Genomic DNA, 22,656 nt, shown 5'->3' on the forward strand with positions numbered 1-22,656 from the left:
TCGTCATGGAAGAATCAGAGAAGACAGGATCAGTTAAAAATTTCCTGGACCTCGTGAAGAAGTCCCGGAGAGGAAAGTTCAAAGTCTATATAGGCATGAGTGCCGGGGTGGGTAAAACGTATCGCATGTTGCAGGAGGCGCATGCCCTGCTCAAGAATGGGATCGACCTTCAGATCGGATATATCGAAACTCACAATAGAGCGGAGACTCACGCTCTTTTACACAACCTGCCTCTGATCCCGAGACGGAAGATCTTCTATAAGGGAAAAGAACTCGAAGAAATGGATGTGCAAAATATCCTCAATATTCACCCGGAGGTTGTTATTGTTGATGAGCTGGCGCATACGAACACTGAGGGAAGTAAAAACGCTAAGCGCTGGCAGGATGTTGCTGACATCCTGGACGCCGGCATCAGCGTCATATCAGCCGTCAACATTCAGCATCTGGAGAGCATGAACGAAGAAATTGAATCAATCACCGGCGTACCCGTCACGGAAAGAATACCGGACAGAATTCTGGAACTGGCCGACGAGATCGTCAATATCGACCTGACAGCTGACGAGCTTATCGAAAGGCTTGAAGCGGGTAAGATCTACGACAGTACTAAAATCAGGAGCGCGCTTGATAATTTCTTCAAGCGCGAGCGGATTCTTCAGTTGCGTGAACTTGCGCTTAAAGAAGTTGCCCATCACCTGCAAAGAAAGATCAATGCGGAAGTGCCCGCCCAAGTCAAACTCAGGCCAGAAAAGTTCCTGGCCTGTATTTCAACCAATCATAAGACGGCTAAGATCATCATTCGTAAAACAGCGCGACTTGCATCCTACCACCACTCCACCTGGATCCTGCTTTATGTGCAGAGAAGCCATGAAGGTGGCGACAAGATCAGACTTGATTTGCAACGCCACCTCATCAACAACTTCAAACTGGCAACCGAACTCGGGGCAGAGGTACTTAAAGTCAAAGGCGAAGATATTACCCAGACCATCATGCAAGTAGCCGCCGAAAAGGATGTCACAACGATCTGTATCGGAAAGCCGCATTTAAAGTTCTTTCAAATGGTATGGCAAACTGCGATCTTCAGTAAGCTTTTAAAAAAGATATCAGAAACAGACAGCGATCTTATCATTCTTTCATAAGATCTTAGCACCCTGAAATATGAAGATAAAAACTAAACTACGCCTCGGATTTGGATTTCTATTCATCATCGTGCTCTTCTTTGGCGCGATCTCCCTTTTCTATATCAGCAACATCTCGCTTAGCTCCAGACTCATATTGAAAGATAACTACGAAAGTCTTAAATATACCCGGGACCTGCGAGCTGTTCTTGACGAAACCACACTACCTTTTTCAGAGAAGGTAGCCACCGATATCTCCCGACAACTCATGTTGCTGAAAAGCAATATCACAGAGGAGGGAGAAGACAAAGCCGTTGCATCGCTGTATCATGCAATCCGGCGGTTAGGCGTTCCTGCAGCTGAGGACCTCTCACAGCAGTCATCTCTTAAAGACGTATATCGACAGCTTAGGGTGATCGATGAGCTCAACATGAAGGCTATCATGAGAAAAAATGAAACAAGCAGGATGGACGTGGAGAGGGCAGCAAGGAACCTGATCATCATTGCCTCAATTTGTTTCCTTATTCTGTTTTCATTCAGCGTCAATTTCCCCGGGTTCGTTGCCAATCCTTTAAAAGAGTTCTCCGATGCGATAAAGGAAATCAGTCGCAAAAATTACCGGCAACACCTGGAGTTTCCCGGAAACAATGAGTTTTCTGAACTCGCCGGGGAATTCAACACGATGGTCTTTCAACTTAATAAATGGGAAAGCAGCAACATGGCCAGGTTACAATCCGAGAAACTCCGGATCGAAGCCATCATCGAGCAAATGCAGGACGCGATCATAGGATTGAATGAAGAGAAAGAAATCCTGTTCATCAACCGTGTTGCAGGACAACTGCTGAATTTGAACGAAAAAGATGCTATTGGGAAAGACGCCAATGATCTGTTAAAAACCAACGATCTGTTAAACAGAATACTACAAGTCAGAAACAGTGACAAGCCAATCAAGATCTATGCAGATGGCAAGGAGTCTTACTTTCAGCTCGAACGACGGGAAATTACCGTCCCCATGGATGAGCAGCGCCCCGACGATGTGATTAGAGCAAGCAGCAAAACGGCAGGTGAAGTATATATATTAAAAAACATCACCCAATATAAAGAGCTCGATGAGGCAAAGACCAATTTTATCGCAACGGTTTCTCATGAACTAAAAACTCCCATTTCTTCAATCAAAATGAGTCTAAAGCTCATGGCAGATGAACGGATTGGAGTGCTGAACCCGGAGCAGCAGGAGCTGATTCAACACATCAGGGAAGATTGCGGCCGTTTACTTAAGATTACCGGAGAGCTGCTCGACCTTGCACAGGTAGAAACAGGAAACCTGCAACTCAACTTTATTAAAGCTGATCCAAAAACGATCGCCTTGTATGCCATAGACGCGGTAGCATTTCAGGCCGAACAGAAGGCGATCGAGCTTGAACTCATCAGCAGGAGCGATTTACCAGCAGTGTACGTAGATACCGAGAAAACTGCCTGGGTGTTGGTGAACTTCTTGTCAAACGCCCTGCGGTATAGCGCTCCCATGTCAAAGGTTCTTATTCAGATCCTGCAAAAAGGCAAGGAGGTGGAATTCTCTGTTCGCGATTTTGGAAAAGGAATCGACGAGAGGTATCAGAAACGATTATTTGACAGGTACTTTCAAGTTCCCACAGATGGAAATAACAAGTCAGGGTCAGGTCTTGGCCTCGCTATTTCCAAAGATTTCATAGAGGCCGAGGGTGGAAAGATCTGGGTGGAGAGTGCCATCGGTGAGGGAAGTAAGTTCTGCTTCTCGCTTCCCATCGAAGCTCATTGAGCATGACGATACAACTGCGGGAAAGTATTTGTTTTCATTAATTTCGAATTGTCCTTTTAACTATATTTGTCAATGGCAAAAAAGGTCGTAATAATTGAAAAGGACGAAGACATTTTGGAAGTCCTTTCCTACATACTGATCGAAGCAGGATATCTGGTAGCTAGTTTTCAAACGAACAGCATTGTTATTGAACAAATCGCAAAAGAGAAACCAGACTTGATTCTCCTTGATGTAATCAACGTATCGAGTGAGGGAACAGCTTTGTGTCAGGCCATTAAGGAAGACAGAGTTCTTGAGCAGGTTCCGGTTGTGGCCTTGTCCACACATTTGAAACCACAGTTAATCAAGGAGATCTGTGCTGATGAAGTCATGAAGAAGCCTTTCGATATAGATGAACTTTTGCAGGTAGTAGAAAATCATCTGCAGGCACATGCTTAAAACAGCTGATCATCAGAGATCCTTCTTTTTATATTTCAAATAACATCACCTAACCTGGATACATCCAGCTTATTTGGGCAACCTGATATAAAAGGTGGTACCGCGGTCTTCTTCACTGTCAAACCAAATATCGCCCTCGTGCCAATCTACGATGGTTTTGATTATGGACATACCAAGTCCTGTAGAGGGCTCACCCCGTAATCCACTCCTCCGGGCTTCGCTAAATCTATCGAATAAGGTCGCGTGATATTTTTCAGGAATTCCGATACCGTCATCTGAAACCGATACAATGACACTTTGTTCCTGCTCTTCCATACCAATAGAGATCTTACCCCCATCTCTTGTAAACTTCAGCGAGTTTGATACCAGATTATTAATTACCTGGAGAAATTTGTCTTCATCAACATCTACATAGATATTGGCCTGGCTGAAGCTAAAATGAATCTGCTTGTTTAGCGCGGATTGGTGATGCAAGTAATCTTCTGTTTGAATCTTTATTATTTCGATCAGATTAACCCGTTTTTTCACCAGCTTTACACCCGCACTCTCCAGGAATTCGTGGTCCATGAAGTCCCTGATCAGTTTGATACATCTCTTGCTTAGCTTGTTAACCATCAGGGAGTACTCTCTTAGCCGGCTATTTTCAGAATGGGCGACCTCCTGATCCAGAAGTGAGGATAAATTTGTATAAATCCAAGCGGCGCCGCCAGGTCATGTGAGAGTATGCCAAGTATAGAGTTCTTTTTAGCATTATGCTTACTGATCACATTCAGCTGACTTTTATAGCTGGTAATATCTTCAGCATAGCCCATAAGAAACTGCTCCTGCCCTTCTCTGATCAGGTAGGGAAAGATCCTGATATACCGTTCCGATTCCCCCCGGACTACCCGGCATTCCACATCCTTAACCACGTTACCTGTCATGCAAGCGATGCACTGAGATACGACGTATTCCTGGTCTTCGGGATGGACCATCGCCAGCAACAGTGGCACAGTAGGTTCAGCATCGAGGTCAAAAAATTCGTTGAAAGCAGGGTTCAAGTAAACGAAGCGCTTCTCTCCCAAACTATATGAAAAATAAAGCTGACATGACAGCTCAGCAAGAGATTGTAAAGTATCCGGAACATGCATAGTCGCACACAGTTGATTACTGAAATTAAGGACCAAAGTGTATTAACCAGTGTCTCAGCATTTAGTTTTAAGGGATGCATTGTGCTGAGTCAGTGACGCAAAAAGCGGCGGGCACGTCTGATGTACAGACCTGCCCGCCGCTTTAAATACTTGTGATACTAAAAAATGTATTTGGTGCTTAAAAAATTCGAGGTCTCATCACTCACGATGTCGTTGATGAGATATTTATTATTCTCGTTAAGTTTCGTCGCCACCAAAGAACGAATAGAGAAAGATCGCAGCGCATCAACAACTGAGAGGGTCCCTTCCGCGCTATCCTTCCGTCCTGTGAACGGAAAAACGTCTGGTCCTCTCTGGCACTGACAGTTGATATTTACCCGACTCACCTGATTAACGAGCGGATCAATCAGACCTGAAAGCTCCTTCGGATCATTGCTAAAGAGACTTACCTGCTGTCCGTGCGTTGAGTCGATCAGATATTGGATAGGTTCCTCCACATCCGAAAATGGAACAACAGGGATCACCGGTCCAAACTGCTCTTCCCGATAAAGCTTCATTTCCTGATTTACAGGATAGACGATGGCCGGATAAACGAAAGATTCGAAAATTTCCCCTCCGTGTGGGTTCACCACTCGTGCCCCATGTGCGACAGCATCGTCTATACATTCTTTCAAGTAGGCCGGCTTTCCCGGTTCAGGAAGCGGTGTCAGTGCAACGCCATTCTCCCAGGGCATCCCGAATTTTAGCTTTGAAACTTCGGCCGAAAGCATTTCCAGGAACTGCTCAGCCAGCGACTCGTGCACGTAAATGATCTTCAAGGCGGTACAACGTTGCCCATTAAATGACAGCGAACCCAAGACCGTTTCGCTAACAGCGAGTTTCAGATCTGCAGCAGCAGTAATGATAGCAGCATTCTTAGCATCGAGTCCCAGAATTGCCCTCAGCCTGTTCACCTTCGGATGCAGCTTTTTCAGCTCGTTGGCGACCTTGCTTGACCCGATAAGTGTCAGCACATTGATCTTGCCCGACTTCATCAGATCGGGGACAATGGAATTACCCCGACCATAAATCGTATTAACAACTCCCCTAGGGAAGCTATCGCGGAATGCTTCCAACAATGGATAATGTAAAAGGGTACCGTGTTTAGGCGGTTTAAACAACAATGTATTCCCCATAATGAGAGCTGGAATCAGCGTCGTGAAAGTTTCATTCAACGGATAATTGAATGGTCCCATGCATAAAACCACACCTAGCGGAGAACGCCGAACCTGCGCCACGATCCCCTGTTCTATCTCAAACCTCGATGACTGCCGGTCTATATCCTTCAAGGCATCAATGGTCGCGTAGATATACTCAACAGTCCGGTCGAACTCCTTGACAGAATCCGTATAGGACTTCCCGATCTCCCACATGATCAGCTTCACGACAAGATCTTTCTTAGCCAGCATTTTGTGGGTAAACTCTTCAACATGTTTGATCCGGTCCTGAACACTCATGGTCGGCCACTCACCACGGCCATTATTATATGCCGTTACGGCAGCGTCCAACGAAGCCTGCGCTTCCGCTGGTGTACATATCGGGTAAGTACCTATTAGCTTTCGCTTCAACCCCTCAGGGGTTTTGATGCATACGGGAGAATAAACCGAATGCACATCACCATTCCATTGCTTCATTTCTCCATCACTCAGGTACTCCCGTTGATGGACCTCATCAATAAGAAACTCCGGAGGAATATGCCCCTCTTCCACGAAGATGGCCTCGAGATCTAAGGTTTCACTCATTTTGAATCTAATTAGTTGAATCAAATATACAAACCCCCATTATCATTGCTATGAGCAACTGTCCACTAATTCAATTATCATGATACCTACCTACGGGTAAATTTGTAGAGTACTGATTCATCGGCTTTACGAATTTTCTCTATCTCCTTTTTGATTTATTTTCAGATGCTTTTTTTCGTTGATTTATATCAAAACCCTATCAATGAACAGAATAAAAAGCCTTGACGGAATCAGAGCATTATCAATTTTGATGGTTTTACTGGGACATGCGCGAGAGACCATGCCCACCTATCTGACCGACAACAGCTTATTCCGGCTAATCTCGAATTCAAGCCTGGGAGTTTCCATCTTCTTTGTCATCAGTGGCTACCTGATCACCAGACTTCTCATTAAAGAAAGGGTTAAAACAGGTGCTGTCAACATTAAAGATTTTTATATGCGAAGAATCTACCGGATATTTCCTGTATTCTACCTCTATATCTTTGTCGTCCTGCTGCTGAAATACTTCTTTATTCATGATATCTTCAGTGACTACTCACTCGTAAAATACGCAGGACTATACCTGTGGAATTACAAGCATCTGTTTTCCTCCTTCTCCAGTCCCGATAACGGCTTCTGGTTTTTCGGCCATTTCTGGTCGCTCTCCATCGAGGAACAATTCTATATGTTCTGGCCGCTTATGTTCATAAAGACAAAAAAGACGACACTCAAAAAGGTACTGATTGCGATGTTGGTCACCATGCCCCTACTCAGGATAATAACCTATTTGTTTATGCCAGGGAGTAGAGGTCAAATCGGGATAATGCTCCACACTGGTGGCGATGCTATTTTACTGGGTTGTCTAGGAGCCATAATCGAAAACTCGAGACGATTCAAAGAACGTATCCTGGTCCACCTGGAACGTACTAAATTGATCGCTTCAGTGGCCGTATTTCTGTTCATCCTTTCTCCAATACTCTCTTTTTCCCTGAAAGGAGCATATAGCCTGACCATTGGCATGACGCTCAACAACATAGCTGTTATGATCCTTATTTTCTGGAGTATCTATATCCCCTCGAAGATTGCCGACATGCTGAATACCAAGCCGTTGATGTATATCGGCATTTTATCATATTCCCTGTATATTTGGCAACAACTTTTCCTGACAAGCATCTATCACTCCTGGATTCACCGTTTCCCTCAAAATTTACTACTCGTTTTTCTAGTTGCGGCAATTTCCTATCATCTGATTGAAAAGCCTGTTCTGAACCTGAAGAGACGTACATCCAAACCGGAGAACAAGCTCCGGAAGCCGACGCCGGCCCTCAAATAACCGCTTATAAGCTGCAGCAGGTATGGGGTATCGATCGACGCTACGAACCGCAAGATCATGTGGTATATTTTATCTACTTTTGCAAAAGTTTATCAATCTTAGAATTTTATGCTCAACAGAGTAGTAGTTACAGGAATGGGGGTCATTAGTCCCCTTGGTACAAGCACCTCAGCGTTTTGGCAAGCCATTGTTGCCGGCAAGAGCGCAGCGGCTCCCATCACTCATTTTGATGCTTCTGAATTCCGCACACGCTTTGCATGTGAAGTAAAGGATTTTACCGCATCTGCCTATCTGGACAGAGGTGATATAAAAAGAACTGATTTATTTACGCAATATGCGCTGATTGCTTCAGACGAAGCGATAAAGGATTCGGGAATCGAATTAAAGGACATGGATCCTTTTGATGCCGGAGTTATCTGGGGATCCGGTCAGGGAGGTATGGAAACCTTTGAAGAACAGGTAACAGAATATGCAACCGGCGACGGCAAACCCCGGTTCAGCCCCTTCTTTGTACCGAAGCTGATCGCAAACATGGCCTCCGGTATGATCTCGATCCGAAATGGATATATGGGAATCAACTACACCACGGTCTCTGCATGTGCAACATCGAACACAGCAATCATGGACGCATATAACTATATCAGACTGGGGCAGGCAAAAGTAATTGTTACAGGTGGATCTGAAGCTCCTATCACTCCTGCGTCTTTCGGTGGATTCAGCTCGATGAAAGCCATGTCGGCAAGGAATGACGATCCGCAAACGGCCTCCCGCCCCTTTGATGTAGAACGCGATGGCTTTGTAATGGGCGAAGGTGCCGGAGCCCTGGTACTGGAGGAATACGAACACGCAGTTAAACGCGGAGCTCACATCTATGGTGAGATCGTTGGAGCTTCCATGACCGCCGACGCTTATCACATGACTGCTACACATCCCGAAGGTATCGGAGCAGCAAAAGCAATGGAAAAAGCACTTGCCGAAGCTTCCCTTACCATCAAAGACGTAGACTATATCAACCTTCATGCTACTTCTACCCCTGTTGGCGACCTTTCAGAGATCAAAGCTCTGTTAAAACTTACCCAGGGAGAGAAGCTGAAATTCAAAATGAGCGCGACCAAATCCATGACCGGACACCTGCTGGGTGCTGCCGGAGCAGTTGAAGCGGTGATTTGTCTGCTCGGCATGCGTGACCAGGTGATCGCCCCTACGATCAACACCACACAGCTCGATCCTGCTATTCCAGATTCATTAAGCGTTGTCTTGGGTGAAACCATCGATGCTCCTGTAAAGATTGCCATGAGTAATACTTTTGGCTTCGGCGGACATAATGGAATTGTTGTCTTCAAAGCTGTATAAAACCGATCTTACAGGTCGGGTAAAGCACTCCTGACCTGTAAGATTCATATACGATCTAAACTCATCTCCAAAACGCAATTCAAGACCTACTTTCCCAGTTAATCTTGCGTTTCCCTCTTCCATATACAACACACTTCATACAACTCTAACCTGCTCCAGATCCTATTCTTCCAACCAAAGAGCAGTGCTTGCACCTTTAAACTCTACTAATTCTATAGATTTATTTTATTATATCAAAATTCCTTCTAAATTTGCTTCATCGTTAGTCTTTTACACATCGGGTATGCACATACATTTACATCCTTGTCCTGAAGGACACATCTTTTCCAATCGGTTATTCTGCTGCTGTCATAGGGGCACATGCAAGATATCCGATCAGTCATACGACTTCTCTTAGGTACTCTCTAATTAATCCGTTCAATCACAAACCCTTCAAAATCATGCAGAATTTTGACAAGGCTGGGCTTGCTATGCCCTTTCAAACCTTTTCTCGAAGTACAATCACTCACCTCATAGGAGTCCTGATTCTCCTACTGCCCCTTTATGCAAAGTCTCAAAGTCCCTCTTCTGTTAACACTACACTAAAAGGTCAGGTTATAGACGACTTGACGAATACTACCCTCCCAGGCGTCACCGTCCATATCAAGGGTACCACCCACCGGGTACAAACCGACCAAAATGGTCGGTTTGAATTTCTGACAGGACAAAAACTTCCTTATAGTCTGGAACTTTCCTATATAGGATTTGAAAGCAAAACGCAGCTGGTCGAACACAGTCCGGTAATTATCAGGCTAAAAGAATCGAGAGTAACCCTAAACGACGTTGTGGTCGTGGGTTACGGAACACAAAACCGGAAAGATCTGATAGGGTCGGTAACCAAGGTCAATGCGGAAGACGTTAAACAGATTCCTGCTGGAAGCTTCGATGCTCAGCTTCAGGGAAAAGCACCCGGACTTCAAATCAATTCCAACACCGGTATTCCGGGCGAAGGTATATTCATCCGTGTACGGGGCACTACATCTATTAACGCAAGTAATAACCCGCTGTATGTCGTTGACGGTGTGTTCATGAATAACAACAGTCTCCAGACAGTAAGCACCGGAGGCAAGGCTACGTCGCCAATAGCCGATCTGAATCCTTCTGACATCGAAAGTATCGAGGTATTGAAGGATGCCAGTGCTACAGCCATATACGGGGCTCGTGGCGCAAATGGGGTTGTCATCATCACGACAAAGAAAGGCAGTTACAACACCAAACCGAAAGTTTCTTTTAACTCTTACTGGGGAGTTGCCAAAACCCAAAACACCTGGGATATTGCATCAGGACAGCTAAATGCCCAACTACATAATGAGTCATGGATCAACAGCGGAATAGACAATCCTGCCTTAAAACAAACCTATGCCAACCGTCCTTTTCGTCCTATTTCAGAAGGAGGCAGGGGCGTTCCGGAAGAGCAGCAAACCTACGACCGTTTAAGTGATATCTTCCAAACAGCTCCTCTCCAGAACTATGATCTTTCGTTACAAGGCGGATCTGAGGGAACAAGGTATTATATCGGAGGTGGCTATACCCGTCAGGAGGCCACCATGCGACCTGTTTATTTTGAAAGAGCCAGCCTTAAGCTGAACCTCGAACAAAAGGTAAACAAATCCATCCGCGCAGGAGTCAATAACAGCATCTCCCGATCCTTCCGTAACCAGGCGCGGGCAGGCGACGGACCACAGGGCGGAATGTTCCAGACCGGCCTTCTCGTAGCCACCTACCTGCCCAAAGTGAATGCAGACGGCACGCCTGCCAAATGGGGACCTTGGGACAATCTCGACGTGCTCCTCAATAACTATGACGTCAATACCGCTAATGTCAGATACATCGGCAACGTTTACCTGGATGCTGACATCCTGCCGGGTCTGAAGTTCAGAAGCAGTTTCGGTATTGACTACAATGATTATAAAGAATCTGAATACTGGAATTCTTTAACACTGCTCGGTGCCGCACCAACAAATGGACTGGCGACATCTGCCGTGACCAATAACAACACATGGCTCAACGAGCAGACTCTCAGCTACAGAAAGACCATCAATAACGCACATACGTTCGGAATCCTGATCGGAAATTCGTTGCAGGGGGATGTAACCAGCCTGACCTCCGCGCAGGGAACCAACTTTCCAAACGACAACTTTAAAAATATCGCATCAGCCGCAATCCGCGTGGGTTCCGAAAACTGGACAAAAAACAAGCTGACGTCCTTCTTCTCCAGAGTTGACTACAATTATAACGGCAAATATTATATCGAAGGAAGTATAAGGGCCGACGGATCATCGCGCTTCGGATCAGAGAACCGATTTGGATACTTCCCTTCGGTAGGTGCTGCGTGGAGGCTGAAAGAAGAAAACTTTCTTAAAAACGTGAATGCTGTTAGTGACCTGAAACTAAAAGGCAGCTATGGTCTAACCGGGAATCAGAACGGGATTAATGACTTTGCTGCTCGCGGACTGTGGAACGGCGGACAAAGTTATCCCGATAACGAGACAAGTGGAGATAAACCAGGCATAGCACCGGCACAGTTGGCCAATCCCAATTTGAAATGGGAGAAAACCCGACAAGTAAACGGCGGAGTGGAGTTGGGACTTTCCAACAACCGGATATCACTAGAGGCAAATGTCTATCACAAGTACACGTCAGATCTGTTGGTTCAATTGCCACTTGCATCTACTACAGGTTTCAGCTCCTATTACAGTAATGAAGGGGAGGTGAGTAACCGGGGATACGAATTCAGCATCAACACCCTGAACATCAAAAGCGATAATTTTCAATGGAGAACAAACTTCAACATATCCGGAAATAAAAATAAAATAGAGAAGTTAGTCACTCCGATCAACGTATACAACCGCGACTGGCTGAGAATGGAACAGGGTCATCCTCTCTACTCGTTCTGGCTATACAAACAGCTCTACGTTGATCCCGCAAATGGGAATGCTGTCTTTGAAGATGTCAATAAAGACGGGCAGATTACTGTGGCAGACAGGCAGCTGATCGGAAACGCCATGCCTGATTTCTTCGGAGGATTGAACAATTCCATATCCTATAAGGGATGGGACGCGAGTGTTCTATTCACTTTCCAATACGGAAATGAGGTCTATAACCTCAACGAATTCTTCGACATGGCCGGAGGCACGCGGGCAGACCGGGTACTTTTTGCCAACTCTGCCAGAAGATGGCAGCAGCCCGGTGACATTACCGATGTGCCCCGCTTCACTACCGTTGGCAACAACTACCGGCTTGAGCAAAACAGCCGCCTGCTGGAAGACGGATCTTTTATCCGGCTAAAAATGCTATCACTCGGATACACGCTACCTGAAAAGGCCCTCTCCAGACTGAAAATGAACAACCTCCGAATTTTTGTATCCGGGTCTAACCTGCTGCTTTTTACCAAATACTCCGGACTTGATCCAGAATCCAACGTAGCCAGCGACCAAAATGTTCAGGGTCTGGACTTCGGAACACCTCCTCAACCCAGCACCTATCAGTTCGGTATCAACTTAACGCTGTAATCACCAAAAAAATGAAATCACTACAAAATCTAGCTCTTCTATTCCTCACACTCCTGTCGCTTTCCTGCAAAGACTTTCTCGATGTTGAACCTGAGCTATCTGTATCAGACGAGGAGACGATCACAAACGGTGCATCTGCAGAAACCGCCGTACGGGGGATTTACCGGTCTCTTGCTGCAAACGACTACTACGGCACAACGTTCCAGGCAATCGGCTATCTTTCCGGCGACAATATCGAGTGGACAGGCTCTCAGGCCATCGCAGGTCAGTTTGTCAACCATGACGTAAGAGCAGATAATGGGTCTATCGCTGCCTTGTGGACGGCTATCTATAACACAATAAACCGAAGCAATCATGTTATTAAAAAAGTGAGTCAGCTTCCTCTCGAACCAACTTTCACTCAGGACAAAAAGAACCAGCTTTTGGGAGAAGCCTACTTCGTCAGAGCTCTCTGCTACTTTGACCTAAACAGAATCTGGGGCGGAGTACCAGTCTATCTGGAACCGACATTATCAGCTAATGACAATCGCGGCAAAAAGAGAAATACTACAGAGGAAGTTTACGCGCAGGTACTTGCAGATCTGACGCAGGCAGAAACACTGCTACCACAAACCACCAACAGATTAAGGGCTACGAAGAAAACTACGTGGGCACTTCTCGCACGTTACTATCTGTATCAGAAAAACTGGGCCCTTGCAGAATCATACGCTGCCAGGCTTGTCGGAGATCAAAGTTACAATCTGATCAAACCTTACTCATCGTTCTATGGAAACAATGCCATGAACACGACAGAATCAATCTTTGAACTGGCTTACAGCCCAACCAATACCAGTTCTCATCGCGGAAACTGGCAGCCTCCCCAGAATGGCGGCACCCGCCAGTGGGCTCCGAATGTGGCGTTCCTAGCCTTGGTGAACAACCCTCAGGTCGGTGGAAACAGAAGCGCCATGGTGACATCTACGTCGGATGGCAGATGGTACGGCAATATGTATTACAGAAGCCCGGCTACAGACCCCGCCTATATTTTTCGGATCGCTGAAATGCGTCTGATCAGAGCCGAAGCCAGAGCTCATCAGAACAATATCAAGGGTGCTATAGATGACCTTAACGCCGTCAGAGATCGGGCGGGACTTACGCCGGTTCTTCCTAGTACGCTTGAGACAGCTCTCCTGGCCATAGAGAACGAACGACGAATTGAGTTTGCCTTCGAACCTCATCGCTGGTTCGATCTTGTACGCACAGACAGAGCTGCAGCCCTATTTGGATTTGCAAAGAGAAACCGTTACGTACTTCCAATCCCAATCAATCAAATAAAAGTCGATCCAGCTCTGGACCAAAATCCCGGATACAACTAAAGCTATATACATGAGAAATGAACAAGGTGGAATCACTTTCGCTTACCAGTGGCTAAGAGTGATCCTGAGATACCAGCTCGCGGCCGTACTCGCCATATTCGCTTTTGTCATGATCTTCGACCTGAAGTTTCCGTTTCCGGCATTAAGCGAAATGAACACCAACTACGGAGATTTTACCCCGGCGAAAATATTTCAGCTTACCCTAGGGATAGCTAAGGCGAACTATAAACTAACAGTCGGACTGGTAGAACTCCTTGCAGCAGTACTCCTCCTGTTCAGACGAACAGCGGCCGTTGGAGCCCTGATGGCTGCAGGAATCATCCTGAACATTGTTCTGGCCGACTTCGCCTATAACACAGGCGACCAATACATTAGTCTCTATCTGATGATCATCTCCCTTATTCTACTTGCCCACAATCTTCCGGGGATGTACCGTTTGATGCTCGAAAAGCCAGCCGTTGCAAACAATACGAATCTCAAGCTGAACCCCACCTGGGAGAGAAGAGTGCGGCCAGCTCTAAAAGCCCTGTTTATCGTGCTGATACTGGCCTCAGGCATTACCGCCTATATCTGGAAACAGCAATCTCCCAGACTTGCGACCGGGCTCCCCAATGCGGCAGGCCTTTATGACGTCGCCGAATTCAAATGGAACGGCACCACTATTCCTTATTCCAAATTGAGCCCTCACAGATGGCAAAATGTTGTATTTGAAACTTGGAAGACCATTAGCATCCTGCAACCCGGTTCAAAAACATGTGGAAGAACATACTACGTAATCAAAATTGACTCTGTTTTGAATCGATTATATCTTCAGGATCAAGGCGATCACCGAAGTATCCAAATGACCTTGCTGTACAACAGGCCCGACACCTCTACCATTATACTTTCCGGCCGGACGTCGCACCGGGATTCCATCTATGCTGTACTAAAGAAAATAGATAAAAAATACCTTCTGATCCAGGGAAGACGTAAGCCAGTTGAGCTTTAACCATTCTCTACTGTATTGTCCTTCATATCATCAAAATGAGAACAGAAACAACTAACAACGAAATACCCAAAAGAGACTGGAAAACTTGCGAGCTTGTTCTCTTTCGCATTGCCTTTGTATTCTTCACCCTGATGAGCATTCCGCTGAGCGGAAAATATTACCAAATGCTCTTCTCTATCAACTGGCTCCATCCCGGGTACCGCGACCTCACTAATCTCGGCCGATTCAGTCCCTCATTCTTCAACATACCTACAGAAAGCGGCAGATGGGGCCTTGCCAGTTACGCTGATTACGGAGTGCTCCTGCTCATTGCCTTCCTGGGTGCGGCAATATGGAGTTTGATAGACAGGAAAAGAACTGAATATGCTGTACTTTATTATTGGCTGCGGGTGCTTGTACGCTATCGCGTAGCCATCGGGATGATCGAATTCGGCTTTGTTAAAGTCTTCCTGATTCAGATGCCCCAGGCCCCTCTGGGAACCTTGCACACCAATTTCGGCGACATTACCGCACAGAAGCTATATTGGCTATCTGTGGGCGTAGTTCCCTGGTATGAAATTGTGCTGGGACTCGTTGAAGTGATAGCAGGTTTTTTGCTCTTCTTCAGAAAGACCACTTTCCCCGGCGCCTTGCTTACGGCTGCTGCTTCAGCGAACATTGTCTACATCAACTTCGCTTATGATGGCGGCGTCCACGTATACAGCTCCTACTTTGTCATACTCTGCGTGTTCCTAATGATTCCTTACCTACCCGACTATTACCGGCTGTTGGTAAAAGGAGAAAACGTCATCCCTATCCGCTTCTATCCATCATTCAGTACCCTGCCTGCGCGGGTCAGCAGGTATATCTTAAAATCGGGCATTATGTTCTTGTTCCTGGTCGTACTAGCTGGTTTACACGTCCAGAACCGCCTTCACAACCCCTTGATAAAGGAGCCGGTCACTCCGGGTCTTCGCGGAGCCGCCGGATATTATGACGTAAGTCTCTTCAGCGTTGACGGTCGGACCATCCCCTATTCTCCGCTGGATACCTTAAGATGGCAGGATGCAACCTTCGAAAAGTTCTCTACCATCACCTTCAAGGTCAACAAACCGGTAAAGCTCGATCTGTCTAATGGTGTACCCGCCCCGAAAGACATCGACAGAACCTGGGAACTAACTGGAATATCAGGAGGCAGACGTTATTTTCACTACGAAGCCGATACATCTGCAAGAGTCCTAAAATTATACAACAAACATAAAACCGGCAAAGATTTTAAAGGGAAGATCTCTCCGTCCGCGCAGAAGCCAAAGCCCGACTATATCTTCCACTATACCCTATCTGGAAGCACCATCGTTCTGAACCGAACAGATGAAGAAGGGAGGTCCTTGCATATTGAATTGAGCAGACAAAACAAGCGTTATGCACTTCGTAAATAGCCGATCAATTAAATCTAACACAGCCCGCAATGAAAATTTGGCATTCTATATGTTGTTTTTTCCAGAAAAGCTGATATTTTATCAGTTCAGAATCACTCATTTGCGTCTGGCATAACGCTTGTATAAGCCTTTATAAAATTAGAAGAACGTTATTTAGAGTTGAATCATTAAACTAAATTAAGGAGGAAATCAAGATGACACTAGTTAAGTTTAATTCAGACAAGAAAACAAATCCGTTAATGCCAGGCTTTAATGATGTTTTCGATTCCATCTTCAATGACAGCTTTTTCTCTGACCGCACTGTTATGCGAGTACCCGCTGCCAACATAAGCGAAACAGAAGACCACTTCCACATCGAACTGGCAGCACCGGGACTGCAAAAAGAAGATTTCAATATCAATCTTGACCGGAACGTTCTGAGCATTTCGGTAGAACAAAGTGCCGAGCATAAAGACAACCAGAAGAATTATAGCAAACGTGAATACAGCTATAAATCTTTTGTGAGATCTTTCACGCTTCCAGAAAGTGCAAACGAAAACGCCATCGAAGCAGAATATCAGAGCGGAGTACTGAAGATCAATATTGCGAAGAAAGAGGAAGCAAAAACAGTACGCAGACAAATCGACATCAAGTAGCTATCTTTTCCCAAAATGAAAAAGGCCGGTTGCAATAACCGGCCTTTTCCGTTTATTATTACCTGTCTTTTTTTTGCCAATCCCGTTCACGAAAATAAGCAAAGAGGTGCCAAGACACGCTTCCTTTGTTTTCCCCTACTGCGCAAAATTCCCATACTACACAGCGTGTCGCGTATAATACTGTGATAACAATTGTGTAGTATAGATATCTATAGGGTAATTACTTTTATATCAGAAACTCAGCGCTAATCAATTGAGGACCCCATGATGCCACTCGAACTTAAAAACGCAGATCTCCTGTTTGAATCCGTAAACGATGTAAATCTGCTCCCTCAGAGAAGCTTGGAGTTCATCAAAGAAAAGCATCTGGAGCAGCAGCGCATACCCGCAAACCTGAGTATCGCTCAGGCCATCTGGACAGCCTTCGTGGCCACATGTTGCTGTCTCCAATCATTATTTCACAAGTAGCAAAAATCTTTAACACCTATCTTCTATGAAAAAAATTCTACTGTCCGCCATCAGCCTCTGCCTTATCCTTTCATCCTGCAAACGGGATGACACTAACCTGAGCCCTGACCCTCGTGAGGTGAAGTACAACGTCACGCTAGCTGATCCAAATTTTATTGACCAATCACCTCTGGGAGGCAGTTCTGCCGGAGGACCTTCATCTCCGGCAAAACTTTCCACGTATTTTCCGATACTGGAATACTACCTCTACAGCTCCACTGGTCAGAGGCTGGCGCAGCAGAACTTCAATGCCGACTCGTCTGTTACAGGCTTCACCATCCCCGCAGCGCAGCTTAAACCCGGTACATACACCGTTGTGTTTCTAGGGCGGAAAGAGAAGAGCACCGGAACCTCCTCAGCAATATACTCCGGAGACAACCAAAATGAACCTTATTTATCCCATTCGTTAGAACGCGAGGTTACAGACCTCTTCTATTCGTCACAGCAATTTGAGGTGAAGAGCGCGGACGCCCCTGTGGACATCGTTCTTAAAAGGCCGGGCGGAAAGCTCAAAGTTAACATCCAGGACGAGTGGCCACAGAACGTAGTAAGGATCAGCATCGCGATCAACGGCTTCACTGTATTCTATCCTAAGAGCGACAAGCTGGATCAGAGAAAGGATATCTACCTCCCAGTGACGAAAACAAGCGTTGAATGCAGTTACGAGAACTTTGTATTTACAAATTCTTCTGACATCACAAGGGTAAACGCAACCCTGATTGCATATGATAAAGAAGGCCTGGTAGTGGCTAAGAAACCGATCAGCGATATCAAGGTCGAAAGGAACAAGTTAACAACTCTGAACGTGCTGCTATTTGACGGTCCTGTCGCCCTTTAAGGGGTGGTTAAGTTATCAACCTCGCAGCGCTACCGCCCTCCGCCGCATAATAAGAATCCAGGCCAGCAGAGCGCCACTAAGCGCCATGCACACACCAACCGCTTCGGGAGAGGTATAACCGAATCCCGCAGCGATTGGTAAGCCACCAAGAAAAGCGCCTAATGCATTTCCCATATTAAAAGCTGCCTGAGTGATGGAAGCTCCCAGCATCTCGGCACCTTTTGACGACTGGATCATCAGCATCTGAATAGGAGAAGCGATAGCCAATGAACAGCTTCCGGCAATAAACGTCAGCACCAGGGCCATGATCTGGCTCCCGGAGAAGAAAAATATCAGCAGCAGGGTAAGCGACATAGAAATCAGCAGAACGATGCAGGCCGTCAACGGTTTCAATCTGTCGGCAAGCCTGCCCCCTATCAGGTTCCCCACGAACATCCCCAACCCCGCCACCATCAAGATATAGGGAACTGAGGATGCTTGAAATCCCGACACCTCTGTCATAAGCGGAGCAATATAACTGATCCAGCAGAATAAACCACCTGTACCTATTGCTGTAATCAGAAAGATCAGCCAGGGATCAAGATGCGAAAACACCTTCAGTTCTGATCGGATATTGCTTGTTTTGGATGCTGGCAAAGAAGGTAACACGAAGTACAAAGCCAGCATGGTGAGCAATCCGATTAAGCCTATCCCACCGAAGGTGTACCTCCATGAAAACGCGTGGCCGATATAAGTACCCAAGGGTACGGTTAGCAGATTGGCAATGGTGAGTCCGCTGAACATCATCGAAATGGCTTGAGCTTGCTTCCCCTTCTCGGCCAGGCGGCTGGCTACAACAGAGCCCACACCAAAGAACGCTCCATGAGGCAAGCCCGACATTAGACGTGACAGAAGAAGTATGGTATCATTGGGAGCGAATGCTGATAAGGTGTTGAACAGTGTGAAGAGTAACATCAAGCCCACAAGGATGTTTCGCGGAGCCATTCTGCTGGTTCCCGCCACAAGTAACGGTGCCCCAATCATCACACCTAAAGCATAGGCTGAAATCATATGTCCCGCTTGCGGTATGGAAATACCGAACTCCTTCGCAACGTCCGGCAGCAAACCCATCATAACGAACTCTGTCGTACCGATGCCGAGGCCACCAAGAGCCAAAGGAAGTAATTTTCTTTTCATCGTATCTATTCCGCGCATTCGTTTTCGAGCGGCAAAGATACTTCTCAGATCTTCAAAGAATGGCCCGGGAATGTTGAGGGAATATCATCTTTAAACATAGACCCGATCTTGCTAACGATGTCTTATACGATAATAAAAGCTTGTTAAGGGGCGTACATTCCTCCTTTCTCCAATTCGCGGCTAAATAAAAGCCATGAGTTTGCAGATGATGAAAGCGCACTAAGAAGAAGGGATAACCCGAACCGCCTTCATATAACGCCTGCGATACTTATCGTTCATTTCCGTTTCAGTTACTCCGTAGGCTTTCCCCGATGTCGAATGTATAAACCGAAGGGGTTCTCCGGGTTGCGATACTACCATGCCGATATGGCCGATCTTCCTGACTTTGGGGTTGGTGCCGGTAAAAAGGATCAAGTCGCCCCGCCTCACCTTTTCTAGCTGCACGGACTGCCCTGTCCCGTCAAACGCCGCAGAACTCCGCGGGACGGAAATACTGAACTGTCTGAAGACATAGTTGATGAAGCCCGAACAGTCGAAGCCTGTTTTTGGACTTGACGATGCGTACTTATATCTGATTCCTGTCAAGGAACGGGCAAAATCAATGATCTTATCCTGCAAAAGACCTGGGTCCGGTCTGCCGGCGGTGGCGTGTACAGAAGCAGATATGCAGTTGTTTGCGAAACTTGATGGAGGCAATAAAAAGAACCCGCTTATCAGCAAGCCCCTGATCAAAATAAACTTCATAGATAATAGCAAGCCGCAAAGATAGTAAATGAGGGATATCTAATTCACCATTACTCTTATCAATGATATCTCCCGCAGCGCAAGCTATTTCAAAGAAGCGCTTTGCTCATCAAGAAACAAAACAACTCCCCTCTGATTTCCCAGCATGATTATATCCCGGTTGAGACTCTCAATATCTCTTTTCAATCGCCATCGGTTGACAGAAAAAAAACAAAGTGATACATTCAGCCACCAATTAGTCGCCCATGAACATTCACCTGAAGCTGTTTCTTTTCGTCACCTGGCTGGTTTGCATTCTTCCTGCCCGTGCGCAGGATCAGAGCTTCATCTATGCCGACGTGGTTTTGAAGAATAAGACGACAGTTACGGGCGTGATCAGGTGGAGCGGGGGACAGATCCTGTGGACAGACGTTCTGCAGGTTTCCAAGAAAGATCCCCTTGCGTTGAAATATCTGAAAAAATATCAGCTGGAGAAACTGCCCGGAAACAAAGAAGAAAAGGAAGGTATCGACTGGGAATTCATGAATCTCTGGAAAGATAAGCTTCCCGAGCGCCGGTCTGAGGCATTATGCCGTTTCGGCGATATCGTTTCGATCCATGTAACCGGAAACCGGGACGCCCAGATCTTCTACAAGAGCGGCTCCAAACTACGGGTTACTGCAAACCCGGGTAATGCAGATCTGGGCAAAAGCATCACCGTCTATGGATTCAAAACGGAAAAGATCCCATGGAGCAACATCAGCAGGATCAATTTCAGGGAAACCGGAGAAGGCGTTCTTTCCTGGAAAACAGAGCCCCTGTATGGCACCGTACAGACAAGAAATGGCCCGGTAAGCGGCTTGATCCGCTGGGACAAAACGAAGTTCTCAACGTCTGCTGCCCTCTATGGAAAGAACGGAGAGCGAACCATAGGAATGAAGTTTGCGCAAATAAAGAAGATCTCCAAAAGAGATAAGGGGGCAAATATCACACTTCATTCGGGCAAGCAAGTCTTTTTACGGGATAGCCGGGATGTTAGCACACTGAACCGTGGAATCATTATCGCGGATCCGTCGGGGGGACAGGTGACGGTCGAATGGCAGGCATTCCAATCTGTTGTTTTCCACAACAGACAGGAAGAGCCCATCAGCTATAGCTCGTTTGAAACGCCACGCAGGATCTATGCTCAGGCATTCGGTTCAGACAACAGGATACTGAAAGGCAACTGCACCTTTGACATGGATGAAGAATGGAATTTTGAGATGCTGGAGGGCACAAGCAACCGCATACACTATAAAATTCCTTTCCGTAATATTGCGGCGATCATTCCGCAGAACGAGAAACAATCGATCGTTATTCTAAAAGATCAGCGATCTTTAACCCTCAGCAATGAAAACGATGTTTCCGGATTAAACTGGGGGCTCATCGTCTGGCTGAAAAACTCCCGGTATGAATATCTTCCCTGGGAGAAGATTGATAAAATACAATTTCGATAATGAAGAAAGCAGCGAAACAACGAAATAACATAATAAGGGTCCTGATGGCGGCCGTGTTGTTACTGCTTGTGTGGAGTGGCTATAACCTGTATCAATCGGAAGTTCAGCTGATCTATATGGCCGTATTCCTCTGGATCTTCACCGTGGTAGTGCTGCTCTGGTATGGAAACAAGTGGATCTTTGACTTTCTGAACCTGCGGGTATCATGGCTTTCACATCCTTCTAAACGTTTCTTTCTGCAGCTACTGATCAGCATCTTATATTCCCTGCTTTGCATTAACGGGTCCTATTACCTTTTTAAAGTACAGACTACTCTTACCGCTCCTACCCTTTCTCAGCTTATTGTTCTGAATGTGTACGGACTCCTCTTCCTGATCCCGGTATTGCTAGTCAACTTCAGCGTGTATTTCATGCAGCAATGGAAAAAGGCACATGTGGAGTCGAACAAGCTGCATGAGGAGAACCTGCGCACTCAGGTGAACTCGCTGAGGATGCAGCTCGATCCGCACTTTCTATTTAACAACCTGAATGTACTCTCGTCGCTTATCGAGAAGGATCCGCTTACGGCACAGGATTTTCTGGATAAATTTGCTGACGTGTACCGGTATGTACTCGAGTTCAAAAAAGAAGAGCTTGTACCAGTAAGCGAAGAACTTTCGTTCGTAGATGCCTACGTATATCTGCTAAAAAAGCGATTTGAAGAACAGCTCCGGGTCGATATCAGCATACCGTCAGACATCGCCGGGTCTTTTTTCATACCACCGCTCAGTGTTCAAATGCTGATTGAAAATGCGCTGAAGCACAACAAGCTTTCTGCGGCTGCGCCTTTGCATATTGAGGCCTTTATTGAAGACAACAAATGGCTGACCGTGCGTAATACCTTTTCTCCCCGTGCTGACAGCAAGCTTAGACAGAGCAGGACGGGGCTTGATAACATCCGGAAGCGGTATGCCTACCTGTCTGAACGGAACATAAAAATCCATCAGGACGAATCATTTTTTGTAGTAAGTTTACCGCTGCTGGAAATAGAAGAGTAAGATAC

Annotated in this window: 19 protein-coding genes; 14 read left to right on the forward strand and 5 right to left on the reverse strand. The window is 46.2% G+C overall.

Features of this window, described 5'->3' with window-relative positions; translation table 11 throughout:
• The first annotated feature begins 5 nt into the window (after positions 1 to 5).
• From ACO1NU_RS09120 to ACO1NU_RS09130, 3 genes are all read left to right on the forward strand, one after another.
• Positions 6 to 1,136, forward strand: a complete 1,131-nt coding sequence (locus ACO1NU_RS09120) for a sensor protein KdpD (RefSeq protein ID WP_448818164.1) — start codon at positions 6 to 8, stop codon at positions 1,134 to 1,136.
• A 19-nt stretch (positions 1,137 to 1,155) separates the two neighbouring features.
• On the forward strand, positions 1,156 to 2,913 hold the full coding sequence (locus tag ACO1NU_RS09125) for an ATP-binding protein (RefSeq protein WP_448818165.1): 1,758 nt from the start codon (positions 1,156 to 1,158) through the stop codon (positions 2,911 to 2,913).
• 72 nt (positions 2,914 to 2,985) lie between these two features.
• Positions 2,986 to 3,351: a response regulator gene (locus ACO1NU_RS09130; RefSeq protein ID WP_448818166.1), complete on the forward strand. Its 366-nt coding sequence runs from the start codon at positions 2,986 to 2,988 to the stop codon at positions 3,349 to 3,351.
• A 69-nt stretch (positions 3,352 to 3,420) separates the two neighbouring features.
• Here ACO1NU_RS09130 and ACO1NU_RS09135 read toward each other — a convergent pair whose 3' ends face one another.
• From ACO1NU_RS09135 to ACO1NU_RS09145, 3 genes are all read right to left on the reverse strand, one after another.
• Complete coding sequence (locus ACO1NU_RS09135) at positions 3,421 to 3,966, reverse strand: sensor histidine kinase (RefSeq protein ID WP_448818167.1); 546 nt, start codon at positions 3,964 to 3,966, stop codon at positions 3,421 to 3,423.
• A 14-nt stretch (positions 3,967 to 3,980) separates the two neighbouring features.
• Positions 3,981 to 4,481 (reverse strand): PAS domain S-box protein, encoded by a 501-nt coding sequence (locus tag ACO1NU_RS09140; RefSeq protein ID WP_448818168.1) that lies wholly within the window; start codon positions 4,479 to 4,481, stop codon positions 3,981 to 3,983.
• Between the two features lie 158 nt (positions 4,482 to 4,639).
• Positions 4,640 to 6,262 carry an NADP-dependent glyceraldehyde-3-phosphate dehydrogenase gene (locus ACO1NU_RS09145; RefSeq protein ID WP_448818169.1) on the reverse strand — a complete coding sequence of 541 codons (1,623 nt, stop codon included), beginning with the start codon at positions 6,260 to 6,262 and terminating at the stop codon, positions 4,640 to 4,642.
• Between the two features lie 202 nt (positions 6,263 to 6,464).
• Here ACO1NU_RS09145 and ACO1NU_RS09150 point away from each other — a divergent pair, with 202 nt between their 5' ends.
• The 9 genes from ACO1NU_RS09150 (at position 6,465) to ACO1NU_RS09190 (ending at position 18,219) form a co-directional block, all read left to right on the forward strand.
• Positions 6,465 to 7,574, forward strand: coding sequence for an acyltransferase family protein (locus tag ACO1NU_RS09150; RefSeq protein ID WP_448818170.1), 1,110 nt, complete (start codon positions 6,465 to 6,467; stop codon positions 7,572 to 7,574).
• Between the two features lie 108 nt (positions 7,575 to 7,682).
• Positions 7,683 to 8,927, forward strand: coding sequence for a beta-ketoacyl-ACP synthase II (gene fabF / locus ACO1NU_RS09155; RefSeq protein ID WP_448818171.1), 1,245 nt, complete (start codon positions 7,683 to 7,685; stop codon positions 8,925 to 8,927).
• 440 nt (positions 8,928 to 9,367) lie between these two features.
• Positions 9,368 to 12,478 carry a SusC/RagA family TonB-linked outer membrane protein gene (locus ACO1NU_RS09160; RefSeq protein WP_448818172.1) on the forward strand — a complete coding sequence of 1,037 codons (3,111 nt, stop codon included), beginning with the start codon at positions 9,368 to 9,370 and terminating at the stop codon, positions 12,476 to 12,478.
• Between the two features lie 11 nt (positions 12,479 to 12,489).
• Positions 12,490 to 13,833, forward strand: a complete 1,344-nt coding sequence (locus tag ACO1NU_RS09165) for a RagB/SusD family nutrient uptake outer membrane protein (RefSeq protein WP_448818173.1) — start codon at positions 12,490 to 12,492, stop codon at positions 13,831 to 13,833.
• Between the two features lie 10 nt (positions 13,834 to 13,843).
• Positions 13,844 to 14,821, forward strand: coding sequence for a hypothetical protein (locus ACO1NU_RS09170; RefSeq protein WP_448818174.1), 978 nt, complete (start codon positions 13,844 to 13,846; stop codon positions 14,819 to 14,821).
• 35 nt (positions 14,822 to 14,856) lie between these two features.
• Positions 14,857 to 16,239 (forward strand): hypothetical protein, encoded by a 1,383-nt coding sequence (locus ACO1NU_RS09175; protein WP_448818175.1) that lies wholly within the window; start codon positions 14,857 to 14,859, stop codon positions 16,237 to 16,239.
• A gap of 194 nt (positions 16,240 to 16,433) precedes the next feature.
• Positions 16,434 to 16,874, forward strand: coding sequence for an Hsp20/alpha crystallin family protein (locus tag ACO1NU_RS09180; protein WP_448818176.1), 441 nt, complete (start codon positions 16,434 to 16,436; stop codon positions 16,872 to 16,874).
• A gap of 264 nt (positions 16,875 to 17,138) precedes the next feature.
• Positions 17,139 to 17,342 (forward strand): hypothetical protein, encoded by a 204-nt coding sequence (locus ACO1NU_RS09185; RefSeq protein WP_448818177.1) that lies wholly within the window; start codon positions 17,139 to 17,141, stop codon positions 17,340 to 17,342.
• A 25-nt stretch (positions 17,343 to 17,367) separates the two neighbouring features.
• Complete coding sequence (locus tag ACO1NU_RS09190; RefSeq protein WP_448818178.1) at positions 17,368 to 18,219, forward strand: FimB/Mfa2 family fimbrial subunit; 852 nt, start codon at positions 17,368 to 17,370, stop codon at positions 18,217 to 18,219.
• 15 nt (positions 18,220 to 18,234) lie between these two features.
• Here the strand turns inward: ACO1NU_RS09190 and ACO1NU_RS09195 are convergent, their stop codons facing one another.
• Positions 18,235 to 19,395: an MFS transporter gene (locus ACO1NU_RS09195; RefSeq protein WP_448818179.1), complete on the reverse strand. Its 1,161-nt coding sequence runs from the start codon at positions 19,393 to 19,395 to the stop codon at positions 18,235 to 18,237.
• A gap of 219 nt (positions 19,396 to 19,614) precedes the next feature.
• Positions 19,615 to 20,139, reverse strand: a complete 525-nt coding sequence (locus tag ACO1NU_RS09200; protein WP_448818180.1) for a C40 family peptidase — start codon at positions 20,137 to 20,139, stop codon at positions 19,615 to 19,617.
• Between the two features lie 245 nt (positions 20,140 to 20,384).
• On the opposite strand from ACO1NU_RS09200, the gene ACO1NU_RS09205 reads away from it, so the two are divergent.
• Positions 20,385 to 21,614 (forward strand): hypothetical protein, encoded by a 1,230-nt coding sequence (locus ACO1NU_RS09205; protein ID WP_448818181.1) that lies wholly within the window; start codon positions 20,385 to 20,387, stop codon positions 21,612 to 21,614.
• Positions 21,614 to 22,651 (forward strand): sensor histidine kinase, encoded by a 1,038-nt coding sequence (locus ACO1NU_RS09210; RefSeq protein ID WP_448818182.1) that lies wholly within the window; start codon positions 21,614 to 21,616, stop codon positions 22,649 to 22,651. Before ACO1NU_RS09205 ends, ACO1NU_RS09210 begins: the two co-directional genes overlap by 1 nt.
• The last annotated feature ends 5 nt before the right edge of the window (positions 22,652 to 22,656 follow it).

This window comes from Arcticibacter sp. (genome assembly GCF_053551015.1).